Source organism: Providencia alcalifaciens, from assembly GCF_020271745.1.
Taxonomy (GTDB): Bacteria; Pseudomonadota; Gammaproteobacteria; order Enterobacterales; family Enterobacteriaceae; genus Providencia; species Providencia alcalifaciens_B.
This window is the reverse complement of the sequence record NZ_CP084296.1, coordinates 1451775-1477825: the sequence shown is the minus strand read 5'-3', so window position 1 is coordinate 1477825 and position 26051 is coordinate 1451775. Positions and strand designations below refer to the sequence as shown.

The following is a 26051-nucleotide window of genomic DNA, read 5'->3' as shown; positions in this document are numbered from 1 at the left end:
AATGGACCATATTTAATGGATATCGGGGCCTGTCCAGATGGCTTTTACCGTCACATTACCGCTTGCTGAAACTGTCCCTAACCAATCAATCCCATCTAGCGTAAAGAATGAGTTCGCTTCATTCATTGGAAATGATAAATCTAAATTCGTGCGATAAAATGAACCTAAATCTTCATTCGGTTTTGCCCACGGTGTCTCTTCCCATAGTGCATTTTTGAGGGAGATTTCATTACTATCACAACTGGCTCGATAGGACTCTAAGCTTCCCGTGTAATTTTTAAACGATAAATACGCTGAAAATGGCACTTTGAATTTGTCATCATCTGAGCTAAATAAACAGTACGATTGTCCTTTTAGTGTGGTACTTGGGCCTTCCACTTTAGCGGTGATAGAGTCTGCCTGCCTTGGTCCACTGGTCGTCACAATATAATTAAATTCTATTGGCGGCTCTTCATTTCCCACTTTCCCCGTTTTCGATTGGTTCGGGTTAAAGTCGGAAGGAATAATACTGATCCCATAATCCCGCGGTTTAAGAATAATCGTATTGGACGGTGTGAACTCATAATAACCAGATTGAGGTACCGCTGAGTTGGTAAATGAAAACGTAAAAAACTCTTGGCTATTTTTAAAATCAACATTAGACGACACAAGTTGCTTCAAAAATGTATTAGATAAAAATATCGATACATTCCTATTGTTGCTTTTAAAGTAATAACTCGCAGGGTAAGTTGTATTGTAATAATACCAGCTATTACCTCCATCATCGGGGCCAATTAAAATGGTGTGAGCCGCAGGTACAAACGGAATCAATGTGTTATTAACTTTTAAACTCAACATAATATTGGCGAATATCTCACCCTTTGTTTCATGGTCGACAACTTGGCAGATAATCCCATTTTGATTTAATACGATACCGACTCTGCAAAATTGAGAGCCTAATCCTAAGGTTGGATTGCCATTACTGTCTATAAAAATCTCTTGCAACGCTCCCGTTGAAGTCAGCTTGATATGCCCAGATTTAGTAATATTGAATTCATGGGATGCGATAATCTCGCCACCTACACTTCGGCAAGTCTCACCTTTACTTGGGTCATAATCTATTTTTGTCATGCAAGAACGATAACTATAATTTTCAACAGTCCCTACAGGTAATTTAAGAAAATATTGGTATGCAGAATCGCTGAAGATCCCTCTCGCATAGTAAGATTCCCCATTAATATTACTTTGCACTATCTTGTATGCACCATCTTTCCTAAAATATTGCGCAGGCCAATAACCACTGTCGTCATTACAATATCCCCGCATGCACCGATTCCCTGTAAATGGTCTATCTATCTGAGAGTTTTCTAACCAGATATCAAAAAATTGGTTTGCCTGAATGGACGTATTAACATACCCCATATAGCCCAAACTAAGCTGTAGCGATTTTGAGTAACGCGTATATTTATTGGCCCCCGAAAAACGCGGATCCGTTGTTCTTGGTGTAATGAAATATTCGTCATCAACGTTATTTTCAATAAAAACATAGCTGTTAGTTACTGTGGCAGCGTGCGTTACCGAGCCCAATAAAAAATTCAAAATAAAAGGGGCTATTATGAATATAAGAAATCTATTTCTCTTCATCGTTAAATTCTCATTATCTTTTCGCATAACTAGATTGCGGCTCACAGGTCACCTCACCTACCCATAAAGCACCACGTGCTCCTTGTAGGTTTAAATCGGCTTCGCAGATCGTTTTCTCATCTTCTTGCAATAACGAGATCACGGGATAGCGCACATCAACGTCCATGGAGAATTCTCCATTTTTATCGGTTTTTGTTCGCCCAATATGGTTACGAATAGAGGCATATTTTATGTATTCACCATCCGGGGATTTAAGCCGTCCAAATACCGTGACCAACTGACGAACTTCTGGTTGATAAAACGCGATATTGCCCGGATACAGCGTGACGGATTTATTGCGCCCAGAGACAATGTCAAAACTGTCTTTTGACTTACCATCGTTCATTAACTGGATGTCGTAATCTGAATACGGTGACAATGGAATAAAGGTATTTTTTCCGCTGATTGGGTAATTTTGCCCATTCACCTTCGCCACCATGCTACCGCTACCTTGAATCTCAGAATTAATAATCACCCCTGATTTTCCTTGGTTACCACTTGGTGTGATCATGCCATTGCTATAAGCCACAGAGCCGCGAGAGGTTAAATTACCGTTGAGTCGGTCGCTATCCGGTCGGTTAATCGTCACGGTACCCGAGTTATATTTCATGTCATAAGAGGCGTAAGCCAGTGTCGAAAAGTCCGAAGCGCCATTATCTTTATCACGCACTAACTTAGACACCGAAATTCCCGCATTGGTGATCGGCGAGTTCTCAAAACTTTTGTTGGCATAAATATTGGCTTTCATATTGCCATTCGAGGAAGAAACACCGGTGCTTAACCATGTAGATAGCGGTAATGAGAAGTCCAGATTCACATATTTTTCGTTGGTACTGTTTTGATTATCATAGTGATAACGCTGTACACCCGCCCTGAGCCCAACCGTTCCATAGCGCCCAGAAAACAGCGTATTCGCATATTCGTAGTTAATTGAATCACTGCCTACACGACGATCTTTGGTATTACTGATCGTGAATGAACCCGTTCTATCAATAATCTTGTCGAAGTTAACTGTCGCACCATAGGAATAGTTATCCGCATCGTAAAGCGGTAAATCCCCTTCAATCACTGTTCGTTCTCGTGACGCCCAAAAGGAGCCATAACCATCAGGAATACTGACAGAAATTGTGCCAATGTTGCGATGGCTGCCATGATTTTCCAGCATGCCCTGCCAAGAGACTGAGATGTAGTTATTAATCGATGCGTTAATGCTTGTTTCTTGAACTAGGAATTTATCAAAACCATAGTTTGACATCTGAAAGCGTATCCCTGACAACACAGGGAAGTTATAGGCGAATGAAGCTCCCGCTAAATAACTTTTCTCTGGGGCTTGGCTATGGCGACCTTCTCCACGGGCATAATTTCTTTTATCGAAATCAACATAACCCCCGTACATTTCCCAGTTCAGCTTGTCGAAGTTTCCTCCGATGGCCCCTAAGGATTTATTAATTGTCTGGTTTTGAGTTGTGACCACTTTTCCATCAACAACCGTTTCGATAGTGACATCATAGATACCAAAAGGCAGCATGCTGGTATCCACTTCAAAGTTACCCATTGGGAAGTTTTGGATGTTAAGAAGCTTACCTTGGCGATAAATACGAACTTCACCAGGGCTATTTAAGAAGGCATAAATAGGGGTAAGTGACTGCTGTTTATTATTGACGACACTCTCAGAGTTATTTCCAATAGTGACCGCATAAATTTTGCTACTGCTCAACGCAGTTAAGCTCGCAATAGATTGTAAATTCCACGTACTCATTAAACCCAATGCGACACGCAGCCCATTAAAGTCACGCTCGTACATTGCTCGGTATAATTCAACACTTGCATTGGATTTTCCGATGCTATAAGCCGACGCATTGATATTAAAATGGTGTTCTGCTGCCGCAAATAACGCATCTAAATTGAAATAGCTACTGGAGCTATTTTCTGCATTTTTTACCTGACTTTGGAATACACCCAAATCATAGTTTGCCACTGCTGAGAGCGAATTAACGGATGAATCACCTAATACAGAATGCCTTGCATGGGTTTTCGGTGCAAATGCAGCTTTATCAACATCCAATGATAAATTGAATGACGAAATATTTAATTTCAGCGCCGCGTTATTATCGATAACAATACCATTGTTATCATCAAAAATGGCATCTTGTTTATTTTCAATTTTATCAACCAGCAAACTATTCAGCTGCGGACCTTGCGTACTGTCAATGAGGTGAATACTCGATAACTTAATTTTACCTTGGTCAATGACAATAACTGCATCTGCGATTTTATCTTCGCTTTGGTTGTTTTTAGCATCATCACTTAATCGTAAAAAAACAGGTACAGACATTCCTTCTTCCAATGCATTCACAAATGCCGGAGGAATAATGTAACCACCAATTTTAATACTCTTCATCTCACTGGCATGAATGGTGTTTGAAAGAAAAATGCTTAATATTGATAAAGCAATAACACTCTTACGCATGATTAAAGTCCGTTATTAATTATTTGACAACAATGAAATCTCCTTTGTGCCAAATACCTACACTAGATTTTTTATTATTAAGATCAACAAACTGTAATTTCACAGCTAAATGTGGCATGAGGTAATAACGTTCACGGCAAATACCATCCACACTGTATTTTTGTTTTTCAGGTAAACATGGTCCTGATGCCACAACACGAAATGAACTATTCCCTATATTGGAAACTTGGGAGTTTGCATATTGGTAATTAAATTTTTCAATTCTTGGTGCAATAACCAAAATAGTGCTAATAGTTGCTGAAGTTGTCGCTGAGGCAGATTTTGCACTTTTTGTGACACCACTTTCACCAATAGGGTCATCTTTCCAATTTAATCGGTAATAACGTTCTTTATCGTCTTTGGGACCTTGGTAGATAATTTTAAAAACATCTTTTGCTTGCCCCGGCAAAATCAAATTAGCAGGGGTTGATAATATTTCGTTAGGATCCGTTACTGGAATGACTTTTCCATTCTCAAGTGGCGAGTCTATTTTTTCGATAGTTAAATTAACAAGCCTTGCCGTATTGACCGTATTTTCAATTTCTTTTGCTAATGAGTCTTCATCTGACGATATGATTTCAGTGATATTTCCTACATTAACCGCAAAACTCATTTTTAGTGGAAGAATAGATAATAAAGCTAATGCTAGTGTTATTTTTTTCATAATTATTAATTTTAAAAAAGATAACGATAAAGATAATATTTCCCTATAGTACCTTTATCGTGAAAATTAGTTATTCACTAAGCGTAAATAATCAATTAAGGCGCTGGTGTGAAAGTACCATCCCAAGTTGCAGTGAACTGAACTTTAACATCACCATCCCATGCACCGTCGGTCAGTGCTTTAAAGTCTGTCGCTGCGCCAGCCGCTTCCGCGCTAGCGATAACGAAGGTGAACTCACCACGGTCAGTTGCACGCTCTGAACCATTATAGATACCATCCGCAGCTAAGTTATCTAAACCTGATGTTAAGCCTTTTGATGTATCGATTAATACAGTATCAGTCGTTTTATTAAGATCTTCACCATTCCATTTAACACCAACAGTTAATTTAGAATCATCTGTTGTTCTCGCTAAGGTGTTAGAAATGATTTTTGATGCTAATTTAAAATCTGTTGCACCTGATTGACCTTGAATAGCGATATCAAATGCGCCATTTTGCTGGTTAAAGCTTTTCTGACCTTCTGCATAGTTAAACGTTAAGCTTTTTAATGGCGTAACAACCAGCATACTTGTCGTATCTTTAATTGCAGTCGCTTGCCATGTTGCCGTCGCTTGAGCAGTACGAGTATCAGCGTTAGCAACTGTAGCAAAGGAAGCCGCAATAATTGTTGATAGCAAAACAGATGCCATTTTTTTATTTAACATGTTGTTCTCTCTATTTAATATCCATGAAGAAAAATTTAATTGCATAGCATAAAAAACACATTCATTGTGTGTTTTATAAAAAACAATCGAATTTCTCAGAGAATATGATTAATAAAATAACCAGGGTCAGCTGATTATTTTATTTCTAATTTAAGAGGAAAAATTAGCAGTTATTTATGATGTTTTTTGTTGAGTAGTTTTCCCAGGAAGCATATTTATTTAAGCTTCCTTTATTACCCATTCCTTTTTCAGAATCAGTATGTTTTTCGACATGTTTAATAACATCGACCCATCGTTTACCTAGAATACTTAAGAAAATATCAAGCTGATCTAAGGTAATTGAAGTAATTCCCATTTCATATCTTGATATTTGTTGCTAGCTGATTCCTATTAATTTTGCCAGCTGTTTTCCTGTCATATTCTTTTCTTTACGTGATTTTCTTAAAAAAGCACCAACCTGACCACTAATTATATTAGATTTCATTAACCGCACTCCAATATAAAGGAATAATTTATTTAATATTCGTTAATCATAAATACATTAAAATAAGAGTAAAAACGTTTATACCTAACGAATAATATTATTTTGATAGGCGGTGACTATCAAATGGCAATTCATTGATCGCCATTCTTTATTGAAATACAACGAGTATGAGTACGCTTAATATGATACGTAGAATTAACCAACTGATATATATTAAATAAAACTTTGTTTGATTTATTTAATGTATTTTTTTAAATAAAACTTACGCAAGAGGAGTAAAAACCTATAAAAACGAGATAAAACACATTATTTATTACAACAAATTACAATTTGAAACAGCTAAATTGCTTTTCACAAAATAAAAAACTCACCATATGAGTAATATAACAATATGAAAATATATTTCTACCGCTTAATTCTCTATCCTGTCATAATTTTATTTGGATTACTAACCTAACAACAACCAAATCGTATCATAATATTTACAATCCACATTGTATGCCATAAAGGCGCTATAAATTGGATGTATCAGAATGCGGCTTGTGCATATATTAATACATCTTGCTTCATATGTAGCGATTGCTTATTAAAAATACTTTCTTTTTATCTTGTTTATTGATTTTTAATTTAAATTTAGGAAAGGGTATAGAAGGTAATACTGGAAAAGCATTGCCTCTAAGCTAGAGGCAATGGAATGGGGGGATTTTTGAATTCAACCGAAAGCTATTTAACACCCTTAAGTTGTTTCATGGTTTCATCCACGTCAATCTCATCTTCAGAGAACGTCAATGTTGTTCCATGCTGAGTTTCAATAATCAGCTTTTTCAGCGCTCGAGTCGCACCCGGCTTAATATTCGTTTTAGGTTTAATACTGTTCATCAGCGCACCAATCGATAACACGGTATTTTCTTTATCAATACGTGTATCTGCCGGAACATCTTCATAATAGATACGAAATGATTTGATAGCCGTCAGCTTAATACGTTCACCAGCAATATAGATATATTTACTTTCAGGGATCACTTTAACCGCAAAAGCCGATAATCCTTTATTATTCGTGGTCGGCTCAAACGTAACCGCCGCCCCTTTTTTAATCAGTTCTGGGTTGGCAACCTTAATCACATGAAAATAACGGTTATCCCCGTTTTCATCTTTGAGAAACCCAAAACCTTTATCTTCAAACCACGTTGTGATTGTTCCGTTCATTGCCATACCACCTTCTTTGTTGACTCAATTTCACAGCGCGCAGTATAAATCACAATGCCTGCCCAAACCACGCCTTTAGTTTTAGTCTAGCCCAATGACCAATAACATCATCGTCAGAGAGTGCAAAATTGGGTATTATCCATTGCCACTTTTTATCTGGATAATTTGATGTCGACGATTATTGATACCTTTATTGCGCCCCCTTGCCACGATGACATTGAAATCATTGAGCAGGATGAGCACCTTATTATTATCAATAAACCTTCGGGGCTACTAAGCCTCTCTGGAAAGAATCCACAAAATCTCGACTCGGTACATTACCGGCTTATTCAATTGTTCCCTGAATGCACCCTCGTGCACCGCCTTGATTTTGGCACTTCTGGTGTCATGGTTGTGGCTCGCAATAAAGCCATAAATGCAGAATTATGCCGACAGTTTAGCCAACGAACCGTGACTAAAGCTTACAGTGCACTACTGTGTGGGCATGTGAAAAATGATAATGGTGTGATAGACGCGCCGATTGCCAAAGATCCGACGTTGTTTCCTCGAATGTCAATTTGCGCGACCCACGGTAAGCCAGCGCGTTCTTCTTATCAGGTGGTTGAACGGTTTTATCGTGAGCAAGAAAATGGGCGTAGGTTACCACTGACGAGGGTGAAATTTATCCCAGAAACAGGACGAACTCATCAACTGCGCATTCACAGCCAACTTTTCGGTCATCCTATTTTGGGGTGCGATCTGTATGGAGGCTTACTATCATTAGGGGCTGAACAAGCACCAAGATTGATGCTGCATGCCAGCGATTTGGGCTTTATTCACCCAATCACAGGGAAACCAATCCATGCTCACAGTCCGACCCCGTTCTAATGACTGCGTTATGCAGTGACCCTATAAAACAGTTACCACATTAAATCGTCAGGGATTTTAAAATCTGCGTACGGATCGTCTTCATCCAGCTCTTCCTGACTCAAGGCGTTATTTAATACGATGCTGCTTTCATCACGCTGAGCGATTTTATCCGCCACACTCGCGGGGATAATCGCGTAGGTGCTCATTTCTGGATTGTCAGTTGCTAAACGCGCAATGGCGAGACGACCACTAATGAGTTGAGTTTGTGTTGTTTTATCGACCACCACTTTCTTGATGACGTTATTATCTGTGAAGTTAAAGCTGATATCGCCTTTCGCCACATCAAGTTTATTCATCTCAATTAGCTGCTTCACCTGAGCTTTATACTCTTTCGTCAGTGCCGCTTGCTTTTGTTGATCGCTCAGTTGCTTATCGCGCTCGAGCTGCGCTTTTTTATTCTCTTCTACCGCTTCTCTGGCTTCTCTAGCCTGTACGCGTGATTTCTTCGCTGTGCGCTGTACTTTCGCCATTTTTTTACTGGTGACGAGTCCTGCTTGGAGCATTTGCTCTTGTAAGGTGAGTTTTGCCATGTTGGTATCTAAGCCTGTTGAGTGAAATTAGAGGGATTATACCTGCAAATTAGATTTCTTTTCGGTTACTTTTGAGATTCTCGCTCGGTGTAATGATGGAAACATGATGTCATCAATTTCCCTCAAAAATGTCGGTGTGACCAACAATAATCTGAATGTGTTTCAACCCCACAAATAAAACTAGCGTCTTAAATGTATGTGTTATTTTAAATACATTCAAACGTGATCTAGATCACGAATGGGCGATACTTAAGTCAAATTTAATGTCATTAAATGTCATTGAAATAACATTTCGACATATTCTGTATATTTCATTTTTTTGAATTCATAATTGTTACTAAGTATGTATTTATCAAAATATAATCTATCTAGCTGAATTTCATTGTTATTTTTATGTTTTACATTACTACACATTCATATTCTTATGATTTCTTAAAATGTAACTATGAAAATATATTTATAACGATATATAAATCTAAAATTAACTACAGTAAAAGATAATAACAAACTTTATCACTGACAATTTAAGCCACATTACGAGTAAGGATATCGTAACCTTTTGTAATTTATTTATTTTAACAAACTCACGGTGTTGGTAATGTGTAAATCATGCTTTGGTTGAAAATATTGCCAAATTTCACCCTATTGTTTTTTACTCCTATTTTGTTTAAAAATAAAAACAGATTCGTGCTTACGCATTTGTTTTATTTAATATGTTTTGAAATTGATTCTTATTTAAGGTTTATGAATGAGTTTAAAAAAAATAGAAAGAATTACAGAATTATTTTCTCAAGCTATCGCAGATGAAATTGCAAGTTTAAGAAGGAAAAAATTATTATCAGGTAGACAATTGGGTTCACTCATTGGAGTTTCCCAACAACAAATCTCACGCTATGAAAATGGCATTTGTGAAATAACTTTATCTACCTTATGCCTTTTGCTTCATTACTTAGAGGTCTCTTTAGAATCGTTCTTCTTCTTTGTTTCTGAACGCATAGAAGCCAAGGTACCTGAGCTTTACGGTGAGTTTAATTTATTATTTGAGCAACATGGTGCTCTAATTTCAAAATAAACCACAGTAAATTAATAACACTTAATTAGCGTTTAATTTAACTTTATTGAAATTAAAGTTTATTAACATTGAAAATCAATTAAATAATTTAATTGAGGCTCATGCTATTAATTATTAAAAAATAAACAATTTTAAAAATCTATTTTCCATTTATTTTGAAAAGATTTTCAAAATGGCTTTATTTATATTTATTCTTTTTAAGTAAGGAAGTTAAATCAATGAAAAAATCATTGTAGACGCGCTTATTTTTAATTCAATGAGCGCATCTGTTTTACTGTGAATACGGGTAAAGGTATCGCCACTTTCACAGGTTTCTTGAAGTACGTTTTATTTCGTTTTTTATTTTTTATATATAAAGGAATTTCAATATGTTTTTTAAAAAATTAGCGTTAACAACATTATTAGCTGGCGCATCCTGTGTAAGTTTAAATGCAATGGCAGCACCTTCTGCGGAAGTCACTCTGCAAGGGATCCTGACTAACACAACTTGTGATGTCACCATCAATGGCGGTAAATCTGTCTTAAACGTCGGTGTTTTCAAAACCTCTGTGGGTGAAGCAGATTCAGACTTTGCCGCTGTCAATGCTATGTCCTCTACAACCGTTGATATGCCAGTGACTTTAGTGGGTTGTACTGAGGGTGAGGAAGGTAACTTAATCATTCAAGGGATCACCTCTGTCGGTAACAACCAACAAGACATCTTTGTAGCGACAGATTCACAATCTGTTGGTTTTATGATTGAAGATGAAGCTAATAATCGCATCACCAACGGTAATGGTGCAAAAGTTGAAATTGGCGCTGGTAAAACAGCCGCTCAATATACCTTCAAAGTTGGTATGGCAACGGCAATAGATGCACCTGAAGCAGGTTCCTACAGTGCACCAATCTTAGTTGCTTATATCGTTGACTAATTCGATTTAATTAACTCAGTAGGCTGAGGTAAGGCGGCACCGTCTTACCTTCATTCTTTCAAAAAGAATATAAGGATAGACAAATGCGAAATAACCGATTAATGCAAGGGATTTGTGGTGGCTTGCTATTGCTATCTGGTTCATCGATAGCAGGGATCGCTATCGACACCACTCGAATTATATTTTCTGAAAGTGATAGGGCCACCGGAAAAAGTGTGGGTATCACCAGCTCTAGCCAATCACTCACGCCTTATTTAGTCAAAACACAAATTTTGCGTACCCCTTATGGCGAGCAAGGAGATACCCCCTTTGTGGTGACACCGTCCTTATTCCGGTTAGAAAAAGGTTCGACTAATCAAGTTCGTATAATGAAAAACAGTGTAGAGCTTCCTCAAAACAAAGAATCTATTTTTTATTTTCGTACCGTCGCAATGCCGACCAGCGAAAAAGGGCTGAATACGCCAAAAAATAATATTGATGGTGCCGTACAAGTTTCAACGGGAAATATCATCAAGCTGTTTTATCGCCCAGATCATTTAGGCATGACCCAGCAACAAGCCATGAAATCGCTGAAATTTTCGAGTGTGAATAATGGGGTTCAAGTGTCCAATCCTTCCCCGTACTACATCACATTAGACAGCTTAAAAATTGCCAATAAATCCGTTTCTCTGAGCACAACAAAGGGAAATAACATGATTGCCCCTTTTAGCAGCATCACCTATTCCCATGTTCAACGACAAGGCGCTGTTGAATGGAAAGCCATTAATGACTATGGAGGAAAGAACGAGTTTCATGCGCAAATTCAATAAATTACTCGTTATTTTTTTCGCCATGTTACTTAACGGATGGCACATGGCATTGGCAGAAAATACCGAGATTAGAGCGGTGATCACCGATGATGTCGGGTGTGAGATTCGCATCCCTAATACATTGCAATTTACACCGATGCGTACATCCGATTTTCAAGGCGCTATTACCACACATCAAATTAAGCCATTGAAAGCACAATTTATCTGTGTGGATAAAACGGGAAATCTCACTCCAAAAATTACGTTACAGGGAAATACTCCCTATAACGAAAGCACCATTTTCTTGGATGGAACCCCAAACAGCACAGGGTTTATGTTACGCCTCAGCGATGGCACTTCGCTCTCGCTAACTGATTTTTATGACACAAGCAAAGCCTTTAAACGCGGTGAGCAGATTGCCTTAACACCACTGACCAAAGAGAACTATCACCAAACCGAAGAAACTTTTCTCGTGGGTTTAGTGGGGCCAGTGGATGGGGAAGCCATCCCCGGTGAATTCTCAGCCTCATTAACGTTTAACCTTATTTTTCAGTAATACCTAAAAATAGGAATTCTTCATGACACTAACTAAAAAGTCACTCTATTGTCTGCTCATTCCAACCGCATTGTATACGGCAGGCATTGGGCAATCCGCAATGGCGGCAACCACGGCCACCACCAAAATCAGTGCCAGCATCGTTGGTGGTGGCTGCCAAATTACGGTAAAGCCTAACGTTGCGATTCGTGATGGGGATCTTATTCCTGCCGAAGATATCACGTCCGAGAGCGATATCAGCGAAACCTTTGATCTTACTATTCTTGGCTGTAAAGGTTACGGGTTAACCCCTTCGATAACTATCGAAGGGGACACAGATAGCACCTCCGGTAAAGACCTCTTTGTGAGCCCCAACAGCTCAAGTACAGGCTATGGCATTTTATTATCCACAGAAGGTAGCAGTAATTTTAATCAAAGTGACAACCTTGCAACGGATAAAAAAATCACGGCACAAACCACCACTGAATGGGATAAAACCTTTGCCAACACATTGGATGGAACTATCCCACTTAAAGCGACCGTCAGTTGCGGGGATTGCACTGCCAGTAACTTACAAGGTGGCGAGTTAACCGCCTCATTAACATTTAATTTTTTCTATAACTGATTTTGAAGGCTGTTAATAACAATGATACGAAAACTTTCTTTCTTTAGCGTGATTGTAGGGTTGCTATTACCAGCCGGTGAATTACAGGCAGGAAGTGCCTTAACTACCGTCTCATTTTCAGCTTTTTTTTATGGCGGTAGCTGCGATGTGACGGTGCCAAATACCGTCACATATAACAATGGCGCACCACTGCCCTACGATGAGATCCCGAACAATAAGCAACGTAGCCAATTCACGTTAACCCTATCAGGGTGCCAGGGTTACTTTTTAGCACCCAAAATTGCGGTCAAAGGGAACACGTTCACCGCAGATAACAATGAACAGCTCTATGCCGATGCATCCAGTACCACAAAAGGCTATGGAGTCAGGCTATCCACCCCCGGAAACACGCTTTTTAATGCCAATGACAATACCGCGAAATCGGGGAGTGAGGTTATTACCATCAAAACATGGCCATCTGATGGAACCAGCGATGTGGAGAAATTAAATAGCTCACTTGATTTTACTGCCGAGCTTGCCTGCGGCACCTGCACTGCAGGTGACAATTTACAAAACGGTGAACTCACCGCAACCGTCACATTTAGCTTCTTATATGACTAATTGGGTAATAAGTATGTTTTCAAATCGTTTTTCTGACTATCGTGCTCTTATTATTTTGTTGATATGTAGCAGTTTTTCGGCGCTATCCTTCGCAGCAGAAGGCGGACTGCGTTTAGCCCAAACTCGCGTCGTCTTCGATGCAGCGAACCCAAATGCAAAAATTGCCATCAAAAACAGCAGCTCACAGGTTTACTTAATCAAAGCAGATGTCATCAATACGCCGGAGGGAAATGCAAATAAACCTGCGCCCCCATTTATTGCGACACCACCGATGTTTCGCTTAGAAAAAGAGAGCCAAAACACACTGCTTATTGTTCGTAATGGTACCACAGCGCTTCCTACGGACAGAGAATCTGTATTTTATTTAAGTTTATTAGCGATCCCTGCTACCACAAAAGCTAACACACCCGAAGGCGAAATGACCAGCGCTCAAGTTTCTGTGGGGATCCGCAACGTCATCAAGCTGTTTTATCGCCCGAAAGGGTTAACAATGAGCGTCGCAACCGCTTCAAGCCAACTGGCTTTTCACCATCAAGGTGAACACATAACCGTAAGCAATCCAACACCTTATTACATTACGTTGGCGCAATTGAGTGTCGATCAGCACCCCGTTGATGTACGAGAGCTGGGTCCTATGATTGCCCCCTTCTCTACACAAGTTTACCCCGTAAAAGGCAGCGCCACACGGGCAGAGTGGAAAGTCATCACCGATTATGGAGATATGAGCACCACTTATCAGGGGAATATTCAATCAGGAGCTATCAGCGATGAACAACATTAATTTATTGAATATTAAAAAACCTGTGTTATATCGCCTGGTTAGTGGGGTCGCCTTATTGGCGGCGCTTTTTACTCAGCCTGCGTTGGCAAATAACTTACAAGACCAAATCAATGGACTAACGCTGCATTCAACCCGTGTTGTTTACCCCCATGATGCCAAAAACGGAGTGACGTACACCCTCACCAATAATACGGCGATACCATATTTATTACAGGCACGCCTATTACCGTGGGAAGGGAATGCATCAAGTAACGCGACAAATGATAATACCGAAATAGCAGATGAAAACCTGACAGCATTTATTGCATTGCCACCGTTACAACGCTTTGAACCGGGCGAAACACTCACATTGCGCATTCTTCAAAAACATAATTTACTCACGCAAGATAAAGAGTCGATTGCGCAGTTGTCACTGACTGCGATCCCCGCACAGTCAAAAGATGCCGCGGAAGGCGCACAAATGATCCTTGCCGTACAAAATAACCTGAAGCTGTTTTATCGCCCTGCGGGATTACCGGAACATAATCTCGATAGCATCGCTGAACAGCTGCAATTTCAGCGCACGAAAAATACGCTAACACTGAAAAACCCAACACCTTTTTATGTCACATTAGCGTCACTGTCTGTGGGGAAAAACGACCTGAATTTAAGCCCCTCACGCATGGTTCCCCCCTTTGGTGAGGTGCAATGGCCCCTTGATGCCAGCCATGTCGCAAACGACATTCATTGGCAGTTAATGGAAGACTATGGCGGAACCAACAAAATGAGAACACGCCAACTCTCAGCAATGTGACCACAACCTACAGATAAACAAATTCACCCGATGCTCATGAGCAACGGGGGGGTTCTTGCATTTGCAAGATAAAGGAAGACCATGAAAAAAGCCCATAATATTGCTGAGCATCAGCCAAAAACTCCTTTTTTCCGTTATCACCCGCTGGCGTGTTTATTGCTATTAGCGGTAGCCCCAACACAGGCAGAAGATTACTTTGACCCCAGCTTTTTAGGGGTAGTCGGTGAAAACACAAACGTAGATTTATCCGCCTTCTCACAAGCCGGTGGCGTTGCCGAAGGGGAATACACCGTTTCAGTTTTTGTTAACCAACAAGACGTAGGGCAATTCACACTCAATTTTATCAAAAATACCCAAGGTGATATTGCACCTGAATTAACCCCTGCACAACTCGACACTTTTGGTGTTAATGTGCCGCAAATTCCCGTACTGAAAGACTTACCTAAAGGAGAGTTTATTTCAGATTTAGGCGCACTGATCCCACAAGCGACAACCCAATTAGATTTGTCACGTTTACGATTAAACATCAGCGTGCCGCAAGTGGCGATGCAATCTCAAATCAATCGTAATGCAGACCCGTCATTATGGGATGATGGCATTCCTGCATTAATGGCGAACTATAACGTCAGTGCGGGTCGTACAACCAGCCGTTATGACCATGGCAAAAAAAACCAAAATACCAACGTATTTGCTTCAGCACGATTGGGCGCCAATGCGGGACCATGGCGTCTGCGTAGTAACCTCACACACACTCGTTTCGAATACAGCGGGAGCGATAACCAGTCCACCACGACAAATACCCAAACCTACTTTTCAAATACCACGTTATCACGGGATATTCGTGCATTGCGTTCGACATTGCTAGTTGGTGAAAGCAGCACGGGCAGTGATGTTTTTGACGGCGTGCCCTTTAAGGGCGTGCAGCTAACCTCCAACGAGCAGATGTTGCCAAGCCAATTACGTGGCTATGCTCCGGCGATTAGTGGCGTAGCCAACAGCAACGCCCGCGTCACTATCCGCCAAAATGGCAATGTCGTGTATGAAGCCTATGTAGCTCCAGGTCCCTTTTATATCAATGATATTCAGCAAGCGGGTTTATCCGGGGATTATGACGTCACAGTCACTGAAGCCGATGGTTCAGAACGCCAGTTTGTGGTGCCTTACTCATCCTTACCCGTGATGCTACGCCCCGGCGGCTGGAAATACGAAGTGGCCTCTGGTCGCTATAACGGTAACTTGACCACCAGTTCGCGCCGTTCTGACTTTATTCTCGGTACTGCCGTTTATGGATTACATAACGATGTCACGATGTATGGTGGCGCCTTACTGGCAAAAGATTATCAATCACTGAGTGTAGGAACTGGGGTCTCTTTAGGTGATTTCGGTGCTGTCTCCACAGACGTCACTCACTCATCAGCAAAATTTATCTATTCCAACCAAGTTGCCAGCTCCAGTGAGCGAAAAACCGGGCAATCCTACCGTATCCGCTACTCAAAAAGCTTAATGGCAACAGGAACGTCGGTAGATTTAACCGCATTACGTTACTCCACGGAACATTTCTATAATTTCAGCGAATTTAATAGCCAAGGTTATCGCCTTGAAGATGGCCTCAGCCCATGGACTTTACAGCGTCGTCGTAGCAGCTTCCAAACCCAGCTCAGCCAACAGATGCAACAGTATGGCTCACTGCATTTTCGCGCTAATCGCGATGATTACTGGGGCAGTAGCCGAACTTTAACGGGCTTGTCCATGGGCTATAGCAACAGCTTTAAAGGAATAAGTTACGGGGTGAACTACAATATTGACCGCGTAAAAGACAGCCGCAATAACTGGCCAGAAAACCGCCAGCTCTCTTTTAACTTAAGCGTGCCATTTAGTGTGTTTACCCAAGACCAGGATTTGCGGTCGATTTATGCCACCTACTCCATGAACTATGACCAAAACGGACGTGCACAGAATAATAGCGGTCTTAGTGGTAGCTTTATGGATGGCAAGCTGTCTTATGGCGCATCACAAAGCTGGGGAAATAAAGGTCAAATTGCTAATACCAACCTGAATGCCGGCTATCAAGGCGACAAAGGCAGCATCAGTACAGGTTATAGCTATAACAATAATTCCCAGTCAATCAATATGAATGCCAGCGGTGGTGCATTGCTCCATTCTGAAGGGCTAACATTAAGCCGCTCCATGGGGGATTCTGTCGCCCTCATTAGTGCGCCGGGCGCCGAGGGTGTCAGTGTCAATGGCGGAACCGCCGTGACAGATTGGCGAGGCTATGCTGTAGCGCCTTATCTCTCTGACTATAACAAAAACAGCATTGGCTTAGACCCTAGTACGCTGCCTGAAAATGTCGATTTACCGCAATCCAATACCAATGTTTATCCAACGAAAGGCGCTGTGGTGAAAGCCAGTTTCCGTACCCGCATTGGTTACCAAGTGTTAATGACCTTAAAACAAGGTGCCAAATATGTACCATTTGGTGCGATTGCTACCTTAACTTCCGATAACAGCGCTGAAAACATTAGCAGCATTGTCGGGGATGCAGGGCAAGTGTACCTCACGGGGTTACCTGAAACGGGGAAATTGTTGGTGAAATGGGGGGAAGCCGCTGCACAACAATGTCAGGTGAGTTTTGATTTACGCCATGTTGACGTCTCTGCAGATATGCCAATCCGCCAAGTGACATATACCTGTGGTCCTGAAAATAAAACAGAAGTGGTATTACCTGCGAAAGAGCCCGTTAGCTTTGCTTCAGAGACACAGGTATTAGATGGCCCAGCGAGTGAAAAAAAATCTCCATTTTCACAATGGACAAACTTTGAGTAATAAAAGGATTAATAAAATATGAAATATTATTTTTATAAATTAATTGGGAGTATTTGTTTTTTCTTGCTAGGTCAGCCTCACGCTTTATCTCTTAGCGGGCCTTCTGGTGAATATGATGTAGGAGGTGGTTTAGTTTGGAGCAATGCGGTTAATGATACATATAGTTCAGCGACAGGCTGGGGATACCAAACTCAGATGGCTCAAAGCTGTTTTGCCTTTAATATTCGTAGTGCAGATAATAATTCTGTTTTTAATAGTGCAAGTACAACATATACATCCTCAGATGGTACATATACAGGATTAAAGATTGCTGAAGATATCCTTTTTATTGTGAAGGATGCTACGGTTAATACTTCTGGAGGAGGAGGGAGTAATGGTGGAGCCACGTTTAATTCTTATGGAAAGACGACTGCGACAGGTAGCGCTGTGATCCAAAGCTCCCCATTTACATATTGTGTTACAGGGACATCTTATAATAATTTTCCGAACCCGATGGGGGCTGGTAGAAGTCTATCTTTTAATGGGATGATTGCTATTTATGTGGGGCCTAATGCACAGCCAGGACAGTATAGTATTCCTGCTTTCTATGCTGGCCTATACATGGAAACAGGGGTCCCCCTTTCTTCAGCTGGATATATCACAGTAAAAAATCCGTTATCCTGCTCTATTTCTACACCACCTAAGATTGATTTTGGTAAGGTCAATGTTTGGGATTGGGAAGGCAATACCTCTGGTACACCAGGGGGAAACCGTAAGGATGTTTTAGGGGTTGTGGATGGAAATTTTTCCATCAATTGTACCGGTAATAATGACGTGGTTACTCCCGTTAAATTAACACTTAAGGGAGACACTCAAGGTTATGCGAATGACTTAAAAATGACGATGGATGCCACTGGTGAGGTTGCCCCTGCAACCATACGAGCTTCCATTAAATCAATTTACTCTGCATGCTCCAATAGTGGTACATATTTTAATTCTGGAACATCCGCTGAAGCAGGAAATGTCGTGGATTTAGGCAATCTCACCGTCGGTTCACACCAAGTGCCTTACCGTTTTAGCCTTTGCGCTCTAGGACAAGGCTTTAAAATTGGCGCAGCCTCTGCCACCGCCACCGTCACCATTGACTGGGAATAACTTGCCTAATCGCTTAGTGGTTTTAATAACAAACCACTAAGCCTTCATAATTTAAAGATAAAAATGTCATGATAGCCACTCACCGTCACTGTTTTTTAACATTATTGCTAATGGGAATTTCGCTCCTATTGTGCCGCCCTGCACTTTCATCAATATCGCCAACGTCCTTAGAGCAAATTCACGACCTTGGCGTACAATCCATCAATGGAGATGGTGTCCCTGTAGACCTCGCCAAAGGGCGTTACTATATTCAGCAATCCGCTTTGCAGGGCTATCCCCTCGGTCAATACCATTTGGGGATTCTATTTTTCACTGGTGAAGGTGGACCTCAAAACTCAGCCTGCGCAACGTGGTGGCTGGGAAAAGCCATCGCTGCGAATAATGAAGTACGTGAAAGAGCTCAACAGGCGTTGAATGACATTCAGGAAGATATCACTGTCACAACAGAAATGGTTGATGAGCAACGTTGCCAGCAATATTCCTACAACTTAATCAGTTTACCTATTGCCAAGCCCGTTCACGCTGAACCGCAAGTTAACGCTATCGAACTCTCCGAAAAGGGAAATCATGCGCTATTGGAGACATTAAAAAGCCGCCCACCGCACCGGATTTATACCACATTGCGCCTACTGCAAAATAAGCTGACTAAAATGTTGCAGCCTATTGCCCAGCACCGTGAACGCTTGATGCTAGCCGCTGCACATAAAGCTCGTATTCAGCAACAAACTATACCAGCAGAGAACAAAACCGTTTCTGACGAACCGACTGAAGTGGTCATTACCCTTGTATTACCACCGTCAAAACAAAAAAGTAAAACTGAACAGGTAGAATCGATGCCAATCGACATGCCTAGCAAACCGATAGAAGTGACGCTCCCCGTAAAGAAAAACGCCTCTACGCATACTAATTTAGGCGGCGATATTCGCGCTGCTTCACCTCGCCATTACACATTACAATTAGGCAGTGCGGGCAGCGCTGAAGGGCTTTATGAGCGAGCTCGTCGACATAAATTGAGCAATTATTTGGTGTATGAGACCATCAGGAATGGTCAACAATGGTATGTTTTGGTGTATGGAGAATATCCAACTATGAGTGCAGCCAAACAGGCCTTAATAACACTGCCGCGAGGTATACAAAAAGATAAACCTTGGATCCGTAGCCTTAAACAAGTTCAATCTGAATTACACTAAATCTATTAAGTGGGGTTACTTCAAGACAGCATCCCTTTTCCCCCTCTAATCCAGAATGATGTATACTTGCCGGCAGGAAATTTATTCACGGTTAATTAATGATGAAAGAAACTGAAAAAACACAAATTAAAACGCTTAGCGACCGCTTAGACCTTATTCGTCACCAAATGGCAAGTATGCAGCTGTCGACTCAAGCGGAAAAGTACGCTGAACTCGAAAAAGAAAAAGCGACGCTAGAAGTTGAAATCGCTCGTCTGAAAGAAACGCGTAACAAGAAGCTAAGCAAAGAAGCACAAAAGTTGATGGATATGCCATTTAAGCGCCCTATCACGAAGAAAGAGCAAGCAGATATGGGCAAGCTGAAGAAATCCGTACGAGGCCTCGTTATTGTCCACCCAATGACGGCATTAGGTCGCGAAATGGAGTTAGATGCTATGACAGGTTTTTCTAAGACTGATTTTTAGTTGGAAAACTACCCAACTAAAATCTGCCATAACCCACGAATACTGGAAGGTTCCTTATATACAGTTCATTATTATGAACTGTTAGCCAGTATCGTCCGCTTCTGATACAAGGCTGACTTTAACAAGTCAGCTAAAATTAAGAATAGTGGCTTCTACTTTCCTTTTTTCAGTAAATCTTTCAATGCCGCAATATTAGCTCTTGCGCCTTCCACCTCTTTTAATTTTCGGCGCTTTTGAGCATAAACATCAAATTCTTCTTTGGCTTTTTCATCCGCGATTTTCTTACTAATTCCACCAGTACCCTGTAGTACTTCACGGTCATTGAAACTTAAAAATTGATCCAATTTAGTATCCCAATCCTGTAAAAAAACCTGCTTACGGCGCAGCGCTTGGTCTTCGGCAAAATCGAGCCACATATTGACGATACGATTTAATTCTTTGAGTTCATTCTCACGCAGATGATTCTTCGCAATTGTCACATCTGTTTTACGAACCTCGTCGGACTTATAGCTGGTTAAGCCCATATCCGGCTGACTGGCATCTGCACGGCTAGCAATAAGCTCAGCGGCAGTCATTCCAGTACAAGCAAAATGCAGTTTGTTTTGGATGGAAACCCTTTGATCAGATACTGCTCCAGCGTTTGGGTTGCCCACTGACGAAACTGTGTACCGCGAACAGAACGAACGCGGTAACCGATGGCGAGGATCATTGAAAGGTTGTAATGCAGGGTATTACGACTAACCTGCCGATTTCCTTCCTGTCGAACTTGTAAGAAAGACTTACAAGTTGAACTTTGTACAATTTCACTCTCATCATAAATAGATTAAATGTGCTGAGTAATTGCTTGAGGAGTCACTTGATACAAATTTGAAAGCTCTGCTTGAAATAACCACAGCGTATCAGATTCAAAACGGCATTCGACGCGAGTCTGACCATCTTCACTTCGGAATAAAATAAATTCACCCAGTGGCGCATCAGGAAGATTATCGCTCATCAAATTGTCTCCATTTGAATAGTCTGAGAAAGGTCCAAAGCCAACAATATACTATGTTGCACTCAAAGATAAGATGGTTAGCAAGCGCTATTTTAGCTCTGAATATTTCTATTGCTAAACTGCGAGCCCAAAAAGGGTAGTGAATACCTACCAACCTTTATAGATTAAGACAAACTACAAAAAATGGTATTGATACAAAGATAGAGGGAGAAAAAGTGGCGGAGATCACAGGAGTCGCATTTGATGGGTAATGGCATTGATATTAAATGAGTTTACTGACATGGATAAATAGCAGTGCCCCCATTAATGCCCCCAGATTGGTTTTTTGAGGTGGGGGATGGTGGCAGAGATAATGGCTGGGATATTTAAATTGGATTAGCAATGATCTTACATGACTTTATAGATAATCATACAGTTTAAATTACAGTCTCAATTTGTAATTAGTTTGTTATATCTCTATATTTTGCAACTACTAGCAGCATTTACAAGTCCTTTAAGTTTATCTAATGGTATAAAACCTTTCGCTTTTATCTTTTTTCTGTCTATGTTCTCTATAGCTATACATTGGGAGCCAGACTTCTGCTGTTTTTTATAATTACCATGTGCAAAAGTATTTCTAAGATGCCTCAGAGTGTCTTTAGGCTTTGTATCCATTCTTACAAACCAAAGAATACCTGAATATGCTTTTTCTTCATTTTTATATGATTCAGCAATAGCCACCTTAAGCTTTTCCGATGACTCAAAGGATTTAATACTGATCTTTTGATTTTGACAATATTTATTTAAACAACTTTTACTCATAACTAATTTTTGACTACTCCATTCTAACTCCCAACGAAGAATAATAAATCTATAAAAAAAATACAAATAATCTTTTTTAATTGAGTATTGTTGAATTTTACGAGCCACTTTATTTCCTTAAATAAATTTTTCACCCAAAATTATAATATTCAGTCTGAAATTTAATAATGCCCTTACTCATCAGCTTTCTAAATGATGGGTAAGGAAGTATATGTTATTTTAGAGAAATCCACTTCAAGCTCATTGGTAAATGGTTTTTCATATGCCATCGCATCAAACCCAACAAATTCAATCCCATTTTTCTTCAATACTTTAAAAACTCTACAGGTAGCAGAAATAAAGATTGGCATCACGTTTATATAAATTTGACTATCAGGATAACTTTCGCTCTTTGCTCGATTCATTATATCTGAAAAGTGCAACTCACTATTAAGTTGGTTCATCAGCTTTCTTCGATTCATAGCCCCCATTCGCTGTTCAATATATGGTGAACCGAGCGTCTCATCGATTCTAAGATAAAAATCTTCCAGTCTATAGAAATAGCGCATGCAAGGAGCTCTTCCTAACACATCGTATTCAACGAGAAGAAATTTTGCACCGCGATATTGCTTATAGCCATCATCTAGCGCCATCTCATGATTCCAGCTCTTAAAAAGCATATGGTCTCGATGATGAATAGCGTTCCGCAGAAGTATTAAAGTCGCTGTATCCCCATGAGAAAAATAATCCACATCATTTTTAGATACATCATATAAACTATGAAACGCTTCTAACTTAGCTTCAAAAGCCCGATCAAGATTATCGATTGCTTCTTCTTTATCAATATTTATTAGCCGCTGAAAATTAATGTGTGCTTCAACATAGATTCGCATCGAATTTGCTAATTTTTTTATCGCTTGCTGTTGAATTTTCAATGGTACCTCTTTAATGTTAAATAAATCTGTATAGATCTTAATCTTACTAGTATCTATCACTTTTTATTTCTTAAATATCTTACTCATAATCTAGTGAGAATTTTTTACAACAATAACAATTATAACATCATAAATATTGCATTCATGGAAATTTTGACACTATTTATCTACTCTCAGCAAATCTTTCAGCGCAGTAATATTTGCCCTCGCCCCTTCGGCTTCTTTTAACTGTCGACGTTTTTGAGCAAAAATATCAAATATCTCTTTAGCTTTTTCGTCAGCTGCTTTCTTACTAACCCCACCAGCACCTTGCAATACTTCACGGTCATTGAAACTTAAAAACTGATCTAACTTGGTATCCCAATCCTGTAAAAAAACCTGCTTACGGCGTAGTGCTTGGTCTTCGGCAAAGTCGAGCCACATATTGACGATACGGTTTAATTCTTTGAGTTCATTTTCACGCAGATAATTCTTCGCAACCGTCACATCCGTTTTACGCACTTCATCAGATTTATAATTGGTTAAGCCCATATCTGGCTGACTCGCATCTGCACGACTGGCAATAAGCTCTGCCGCTGTCATGCCCGTACAAGCAAAATGCAGTTTGTTTTGGATGGTTTGGAAGAAACGATTAGTTTCTTTATTTGAAGGCTCGTAGTCCGCTGCCATAGTGAAAATTTCTTTGACTCGTAAATACACTCGCCGCTCACTAGCACGAATATCACGAATACGTTCGAGCATCTCATCAAAGTAATCTGGCACTACAGACTGACCGATAGGCGGGTTTTTCAGCCTTTCATCGTCCATCACAAACCCTTTGATCAGATACTGTTCTAGCGTTTGCGTTGCCCATTGACGAAACTGTGTTCCGCGAACAGAACGGACGCGGTAGCCAACAGCGAGGATCATAGAAAGATTGAAGTATTTCACATTGTACTGTTTAGCATCATCCGCAGTTGTTCGGTAAAACCGAACAACTGAATCTTCGATTAACTCGCCTTCAGTAAAAATATTGCTGATATGCTCACTAATCGTGGCTTTAGCTTTACCATAAAGTTCACAAATCGAGGCTTGAGATAACCACAAAGTATCAGATTCAAAGCGGCATTCGACGCGAGTTTGACCATCTTCACTTCGGAACAAAACAAATTCGCCCTGTGGTGCTTCAGGAAGATTATCACTCATTACATTGCCTCCGCTCACTGAGCACTATCTCAATCAAATAAAAACCAATGCTACCAATATACCCAGAAAAATAAATGTTAAAATACTTAAATCAATTAGTTGCTTGCAACTGACATCTTCGCTAACTCTGGATTATTAGCCTGAAAAATCGATAACGGCAATTCAATCTTACGCCCGTTCTGATCTTCCACGGCTTTAACCACTTCAAACTCAGCAACATCTTCACAAGGAATTTCCAATCCTGTAAAGGTCGCACGCGTTGCACTAGAATCGCCAAAAGGTTCCACTTCCAGTACCGTATCCCCTAATACTTTTCCTTGCCCATCTTTCATTCTCAAGGTTATCTCCAGCGCACCAAACTCCGCATGGTCTAACACCATATGGTTACCGCCATTATCGAGGGTAAATGAATAACCACAGTAACCTTGGTTAATAAAATTTGAGCTGGTATGTGTGATGCTCGCATAACGCTGTTGTTCTTCAGCCAAGCTAAATGTACTAACTATCAATAGTTTTATCGCAAATAGGCTTTTTATCTTATTCATTACGTTACCTTTTGTTATCTTGTATCGTCCCCGCTACCGCAAGTAACGATAGCGAGAATGTTATTTATTGTTGGTTGGTTTGCAATCCGCCTTTAGTGCGGTCCTTTTCTTTCCAACGTGGGCGTTTTTTACCTGATAATTCTTTTTGCTGGTTCCAATAACCTATCGGATAGCGTTTGACGATAGTACCGTTGACACCAATATCAACTGACGAATATTGCCCGTTATTAATGTATCCTTTTTGGACATAAGCGTTAGGGCTACAAGTACCCGTATCGCGTTGTTGCCAGTTTCCGTCAGTTCTTGCCACGATGTAGAAATCACCAAATGCACAACCTGACGCGGATTTATGATTCAGTACCGCAACATAATGCTTGGTTGAGCCCACAATCCTACAGCTACTATTTTGGCTCCCACATACTTGCCATAAGGTTTTACCGCCATCCCCTTTATATTCCCAAATGGTATTTTTAGGAGGCTGGCTGGTGGCGGAGGCAGGTGATGTCATCAACCACAGTGAGGCTAAAGCAGCTACAAATACATATTTTTTCATTATAAATTCCTATCAACATAAATAGAAACGTCAGATTGACGCTTGATGAACACCGTCTAATGGGCGCTTGGTTTTCCCTGATATGGCGTATTCGATGGTTATCTGGTGAAGGGTGAATAAGGTATCCACAACAAAAATTGCTGATCATGTTTAATGTTATGGTTGGCGGTTTAGTCGCACTGAAACCCAGTGACGAATTCGCCGATGAAGATAAAAGGCAATACCAGTGGCGATAAGCAAATCAATCAGCAATATCGTGGTGGCGATACCTTCAGTAAAACCGTATAGCCAACTGGATGACATGATAATCAGTAGGCTAGAGAGGGCTAATCCGATAATGATGGACGAGATAATGGCAACTAATTTGGGGTTGAAATGAATTTTATAATCAACCCCCTTAAAGGCACTTAAAACCCACAAGCCTAATTGCGCCAAGAGTTGTGGGATAACCAAAGCCAAGAGATATAAAACGAAGTACATCAATGTGATCCCATACGGGTTCATGATGAGAGCGATAAGCTGGAAGTGTGTTAACAATACGCCAGTGATCCAAAGGCATAACAACATACTGATAACGATAGCTATTCTCTCTAAACCCAGTTGTAAGTGTGAAACGGTGTTCATATTTTTAAGCTTCCTTATGTGATGATGAATTCTCGGTGTGAGGGTGAT

At 40.4% G+C, this 26051-nt stretch carries 26 protein-coding genes and 1 pseudogene; 13 read left to right on the top strand and 14 right to left on the bottom strand.

What is annotated here, in order from left to right:
- Positions 1–12 precede the first annotated feature (12 nt).
- From LDO51_RS06805 to LDO51_RS06780, 6 genes are all read right to left on the bottom strand, one after another.
- The gene (locus LDO51_RS06805; RefSeq protein WP_336432186.1) at positions 13–1650 is read right to left on the bottom strand and encodes a fimbrial protein; all 1638 of its coding nucleotides are present in this window, start codon (positions 1648–1650) and stop codon (positions 13–15) included.
- Positions 1637–4132 carry a TcfC E-set like domain-containing protein gene (locus LDO51_RS06800; RefSeq protein WP_225576827.1) on the bottom strand — a complete coding sequence of 832 codons (2496 nt, stop codon included), beginning with the start codon at positions 4130–4132 and terminating at the stop codon, positions 1637–1639. Before LDO51_RS06800 ends, LDO51_RS06805 begins: the two co-directional genes overlap by 14 nt.
- A 19-nt stretch (positions 4133–4151) precedes the next feature.
- Positions 4152–4835 (bottom strand): hypothetical protein, encoded by a 684-nt coding sequence (locus LDO51_RS06795; RefSeq protein WP_225576826.1) that lies wholly within the window; start codon positions 4833–4835, stop codon positions 4152–4154.
- 95 nt (positions 4836–4930) lie between these two features.
- Positions 4931–5539, bottom strand: coding sequence for a common pilus major fimbrillin subunit EcpA (gene ecpA / locus LDO51_RS06790; protein WP_225576825.1), 609 nt, complete (start codon positions 5537–5539; stop codon positions 4931–4933).
- A 376-nt stretch (positions 5540–5915) separates the two neighbouring features.
- Entirely contained in the window at positions 5916–6023 is a 108-nt protein-coding gene (locus tag LDO51_RS06785; RefSeq protein ID WP_225576824.1) for a helix-turn-helix domain-containing protein, read from the bottom strand.
- A 723-nt stretch (positions 6024–6746) separates the two neighbouring features.
- Positions 6747–7229 carry a cold-shock protein gene (locus LDO51_RS06780; protein WP_181477794.1) on the bottom strand — a complete coding sequence of 161 codons (483 nt, stop codon included), beginning with the start codon at positions 7227–7229 and terminating at the stop codon, positions 6747–6749.
- A 168-nt stretch (positions 7230–7397) separates the two neighbouring features.
- Here LDO51_RS06780 and LDO51_RS06775 point away from each other — a divergent pair, with 168 nt between their 5' ends.
- Positions 7398–8096, top strand: coding sequence for an RluA family pseudouridine synthase (locus tag LDO51_RS06775; RefSeq protein WP_225576823.1), 699 nt, complete (start codon positions 7398–7400; stop codon positions 8094–8096).
- Positions 8097–8128: 32 nt separating this feature from the next.
- On the opposite strand, the gene LDO51_RS06770 is transcribed toward LDO51_RS06775, so the two are convergent.
- Positions 8129–8668: a DUF2058 domain-containing protein gene (locus LDO51_RS06770; protein ID WP_225576822.1), complete on the bottom strand. Its 540-nt coding sequence runs from the start codon at positions 8666–8668 to the stop codon at positions 8129–8131.
- A gap of 748 nt (positions 8669–9416) precedes the next feature.
- On the opposite strand from LDO51_RS06770, the gene LDO51_RS06765 reads away from it, so the two are divergent.
- From LDO51_RS06765 to LDO51_RS06710, 12 genes are all read left to right on the top strand, one after another.
- Complete coding sequence (locus LDO51_RS06765) at positions 9417–9740, top strand: helix-turn-helix domain-containing protein (RefSeq protein ID WP_225576821.1); 324 nt, start codon at positions 9417–9419, stop codon at positions 9738–9740.
- 368 nt (positions 9741–10108) lie between these two features.
- Positions 10109–10651 (top strand): fimbrial protein, encoded by a 543-nt coding sequence (locus tag LDO51_RS06760; RefSeq protein ID WP_225576820.1) that lies wholly within the window; start codon positions 10109–10111, stop codon positions 10649–10651.
- 83 nt (positions 10652–10734) lie between these two features.
- Positions 10735–11460, top strand: coding sequence for a fimbrial biogenesis chaperone (locus LDO51_RS06755; protein WP_225576819.1), 726 nt, complete (start codon positions 10735–10737; stop codon positions 11458–11460).
- Positions 11444–11995 (top strand): fimbrial protein, encoded by a 552-nt coding sequence (locus LDO51_RS06750; RefSeq protein WP_225576818.1) that lies wholly within the window; start codon positions 11444–11446, stop codon positions 11993–11995. Before LDO51_RS06755 ends, LDO51_RS06750 begins: the two co-directional genes overlap by 17 nt.
- A gap of 22 nt (positions 11996–12017) precedes the next feature.
- On the top strand, positions 12018–12599 hold the full coding sequence (locus tag LDO51_RS19640) for a fimbrial-like protein (RefSeq protein WP_225576817.1): 582 nt from the start codon (positions 12018–12020) through the stop codon (positions 12597–12599).
- A gap of 21 nt (positions 12600–12620) precedes the next feature.
- The gene (locus LDO51_RS19635) at positions 12621–13199 is read left to right on the top strand and encodes a fimbrial protein (RefSeq protein WP_225576816.1); all 579 of its coding nucleotides are present in this window, start codon (positions 12621–12623) and stop codon (positions 13197–13199) included.
- 13 nt (positions 13200–13212) lie between these two features.
- Positions 13213–13980, top strand: a complete 768-nt coding sequence (locus LDO51_RS06735) for a fimbrial biogenesis chaperone (RefSeq protein ID WP_225576815.1) — start codon at positions 13213–13215, stop codon at positions 13978–13980.
- Complete coding sequence (locus tag LDO51_RS06730) at positions 13967–14773, top strand: fimbrial biogenesis chaperone (RefSeq protein WP_225576814.1); 807 nt, start codon at positions 13967–13969, stop codon at positions 14771–14773. Before LDO51_RS06735 ends, LDO51_RS06730 begins: the two co-directional genes overlap by 14 nt.
- An 81-nt stretch (positions 14774–14854) precedes the next feature.
- Positions 14855–17599, top strand: a complete 2745-nt coding sequence (locus LDO51_RS06725) for a fimbria/pilus outer membrane usher protein (protein ID WP_225576813.1) — start codon at positions 14855–14857, stop codon at positions 17597–17599.
- A gap of 18 nt (positions 17600–17617) precedes the next feature.
- Entirely contained in the window at positions 17618–18733 is a 1116-nt protein-coding gene (locus tag LDO51_RS06720; RefSeq protein ID WP_225576812.1) for a hypothetical protein, read from the top strand.
- A gap of 68 nt (positions 18734–18801) precedes the next feature.
- Positions 18802–19923: an SPOR domain-containing protein gene (locus LDO51_RS06715; RefSeq protein ID WP_225576811.1), complete on the top strand. Its 1122-nt coding sequence runs from the start codon at positions 18802–18804 to the stop codon at positions 19921–19923.
- Between the two features lie 101 nt (positions 19924–20024).
- Positions 20025–20387: a YibL family ribosome-associated protein gene (locus tag LDO51_RS06710; RefSeq protein ID WP_132497203.1), complete on the top strand. Its 363-nt coding sequence runs from the start codon at positions 20025–20027 to the stop codon at positions 20385–20387.
- A 152-nt stretch (positions 20388–20539) separates the two neighbouring features.
- Here LDO51_RS06710 and rhuM read toward each other — a convergent pair.
- From rhuM to LDO51_RS06675, 7 genes and pseudogenes are all read right to left on the bottom strand, one after another.
- Positions 20540–21381, bottom strand: a pseudogene (gene rhuM / locus LDO51_RS06705) (RhuM family protein).
- A gap of 456 nt (positions 21382–21837) precedes the next feature.
- Positions 21838–22290, bottom strand: a complete 453-nt coding sequence (locus tag LDO51_RS06700; protein WP_225576810.1) for a hypothetical protein — start codon at positions 22288–22290, stop codon at positions 21838–21840.
- Positions 22291–22370: 80 nt separating this feature from the next.
- The gene (locus LDO51_RS06695; RefSeq protein WP_225576809.1) at positions 22371–23156 is read right to left on the bottom strand and encodes a hypothetical protein; all 786 of its coding nucleotides are present in this window, start codon (positions 23154–23156) and stop codon (positions 22371–22373) included.
- Between the two features lie 99 nt (positions 23157–23255).
- The gene (locus tag LDO51_RS06690) at positions 23256–24281 is read right to left on the bottom strand and encodes a virulence RhuM family protein (RefSeq protein ID WP_225576808.1); all 1026 of its coding nucleotides are present in this window, start codon (positions 24279–24281) and stop codon (positions 23256–23258) included.
- 95 nt (positions 24282–24376) lie between these two features.
- The gene (locus LDO51_RS06685; protein WP_064718299.1) at positions 24377–24826 is read right to left on the bottom strand and encodes an IrmA family protein; all 450 of its coding nucleotides are present in this window, start codon (positions 24824–24826) and stop codon (positions 24377–24379) included.
- A 64-nt stretch (positions 24827–24890) separates the two neighbouring features.
- Positions 24891–25379 carry a hypothetical protein gene (locus LDO51_RS06680; protein ID WP_225576807.1) on the bottom strand — a complete coding sequence of 163 codons (489 nt, stop codon included), beginning with the start codon at positions 25377–25379 and terminating at the stop codon, positions 24891–24893.
- A gap of 156 nt (positions 25380–25535) precedes the next feature.
- Positions 25536–26003, bottom strand: coding sequence for a hypothetical protein (locus LDO51_RS06675; protein ID WP_225576806.1), 468 nt, complete (start codon positions 26001–26003; stop codon positions 25536–25538).
- Positions 26004–26051: the final 48 nt, after the last annotated feature.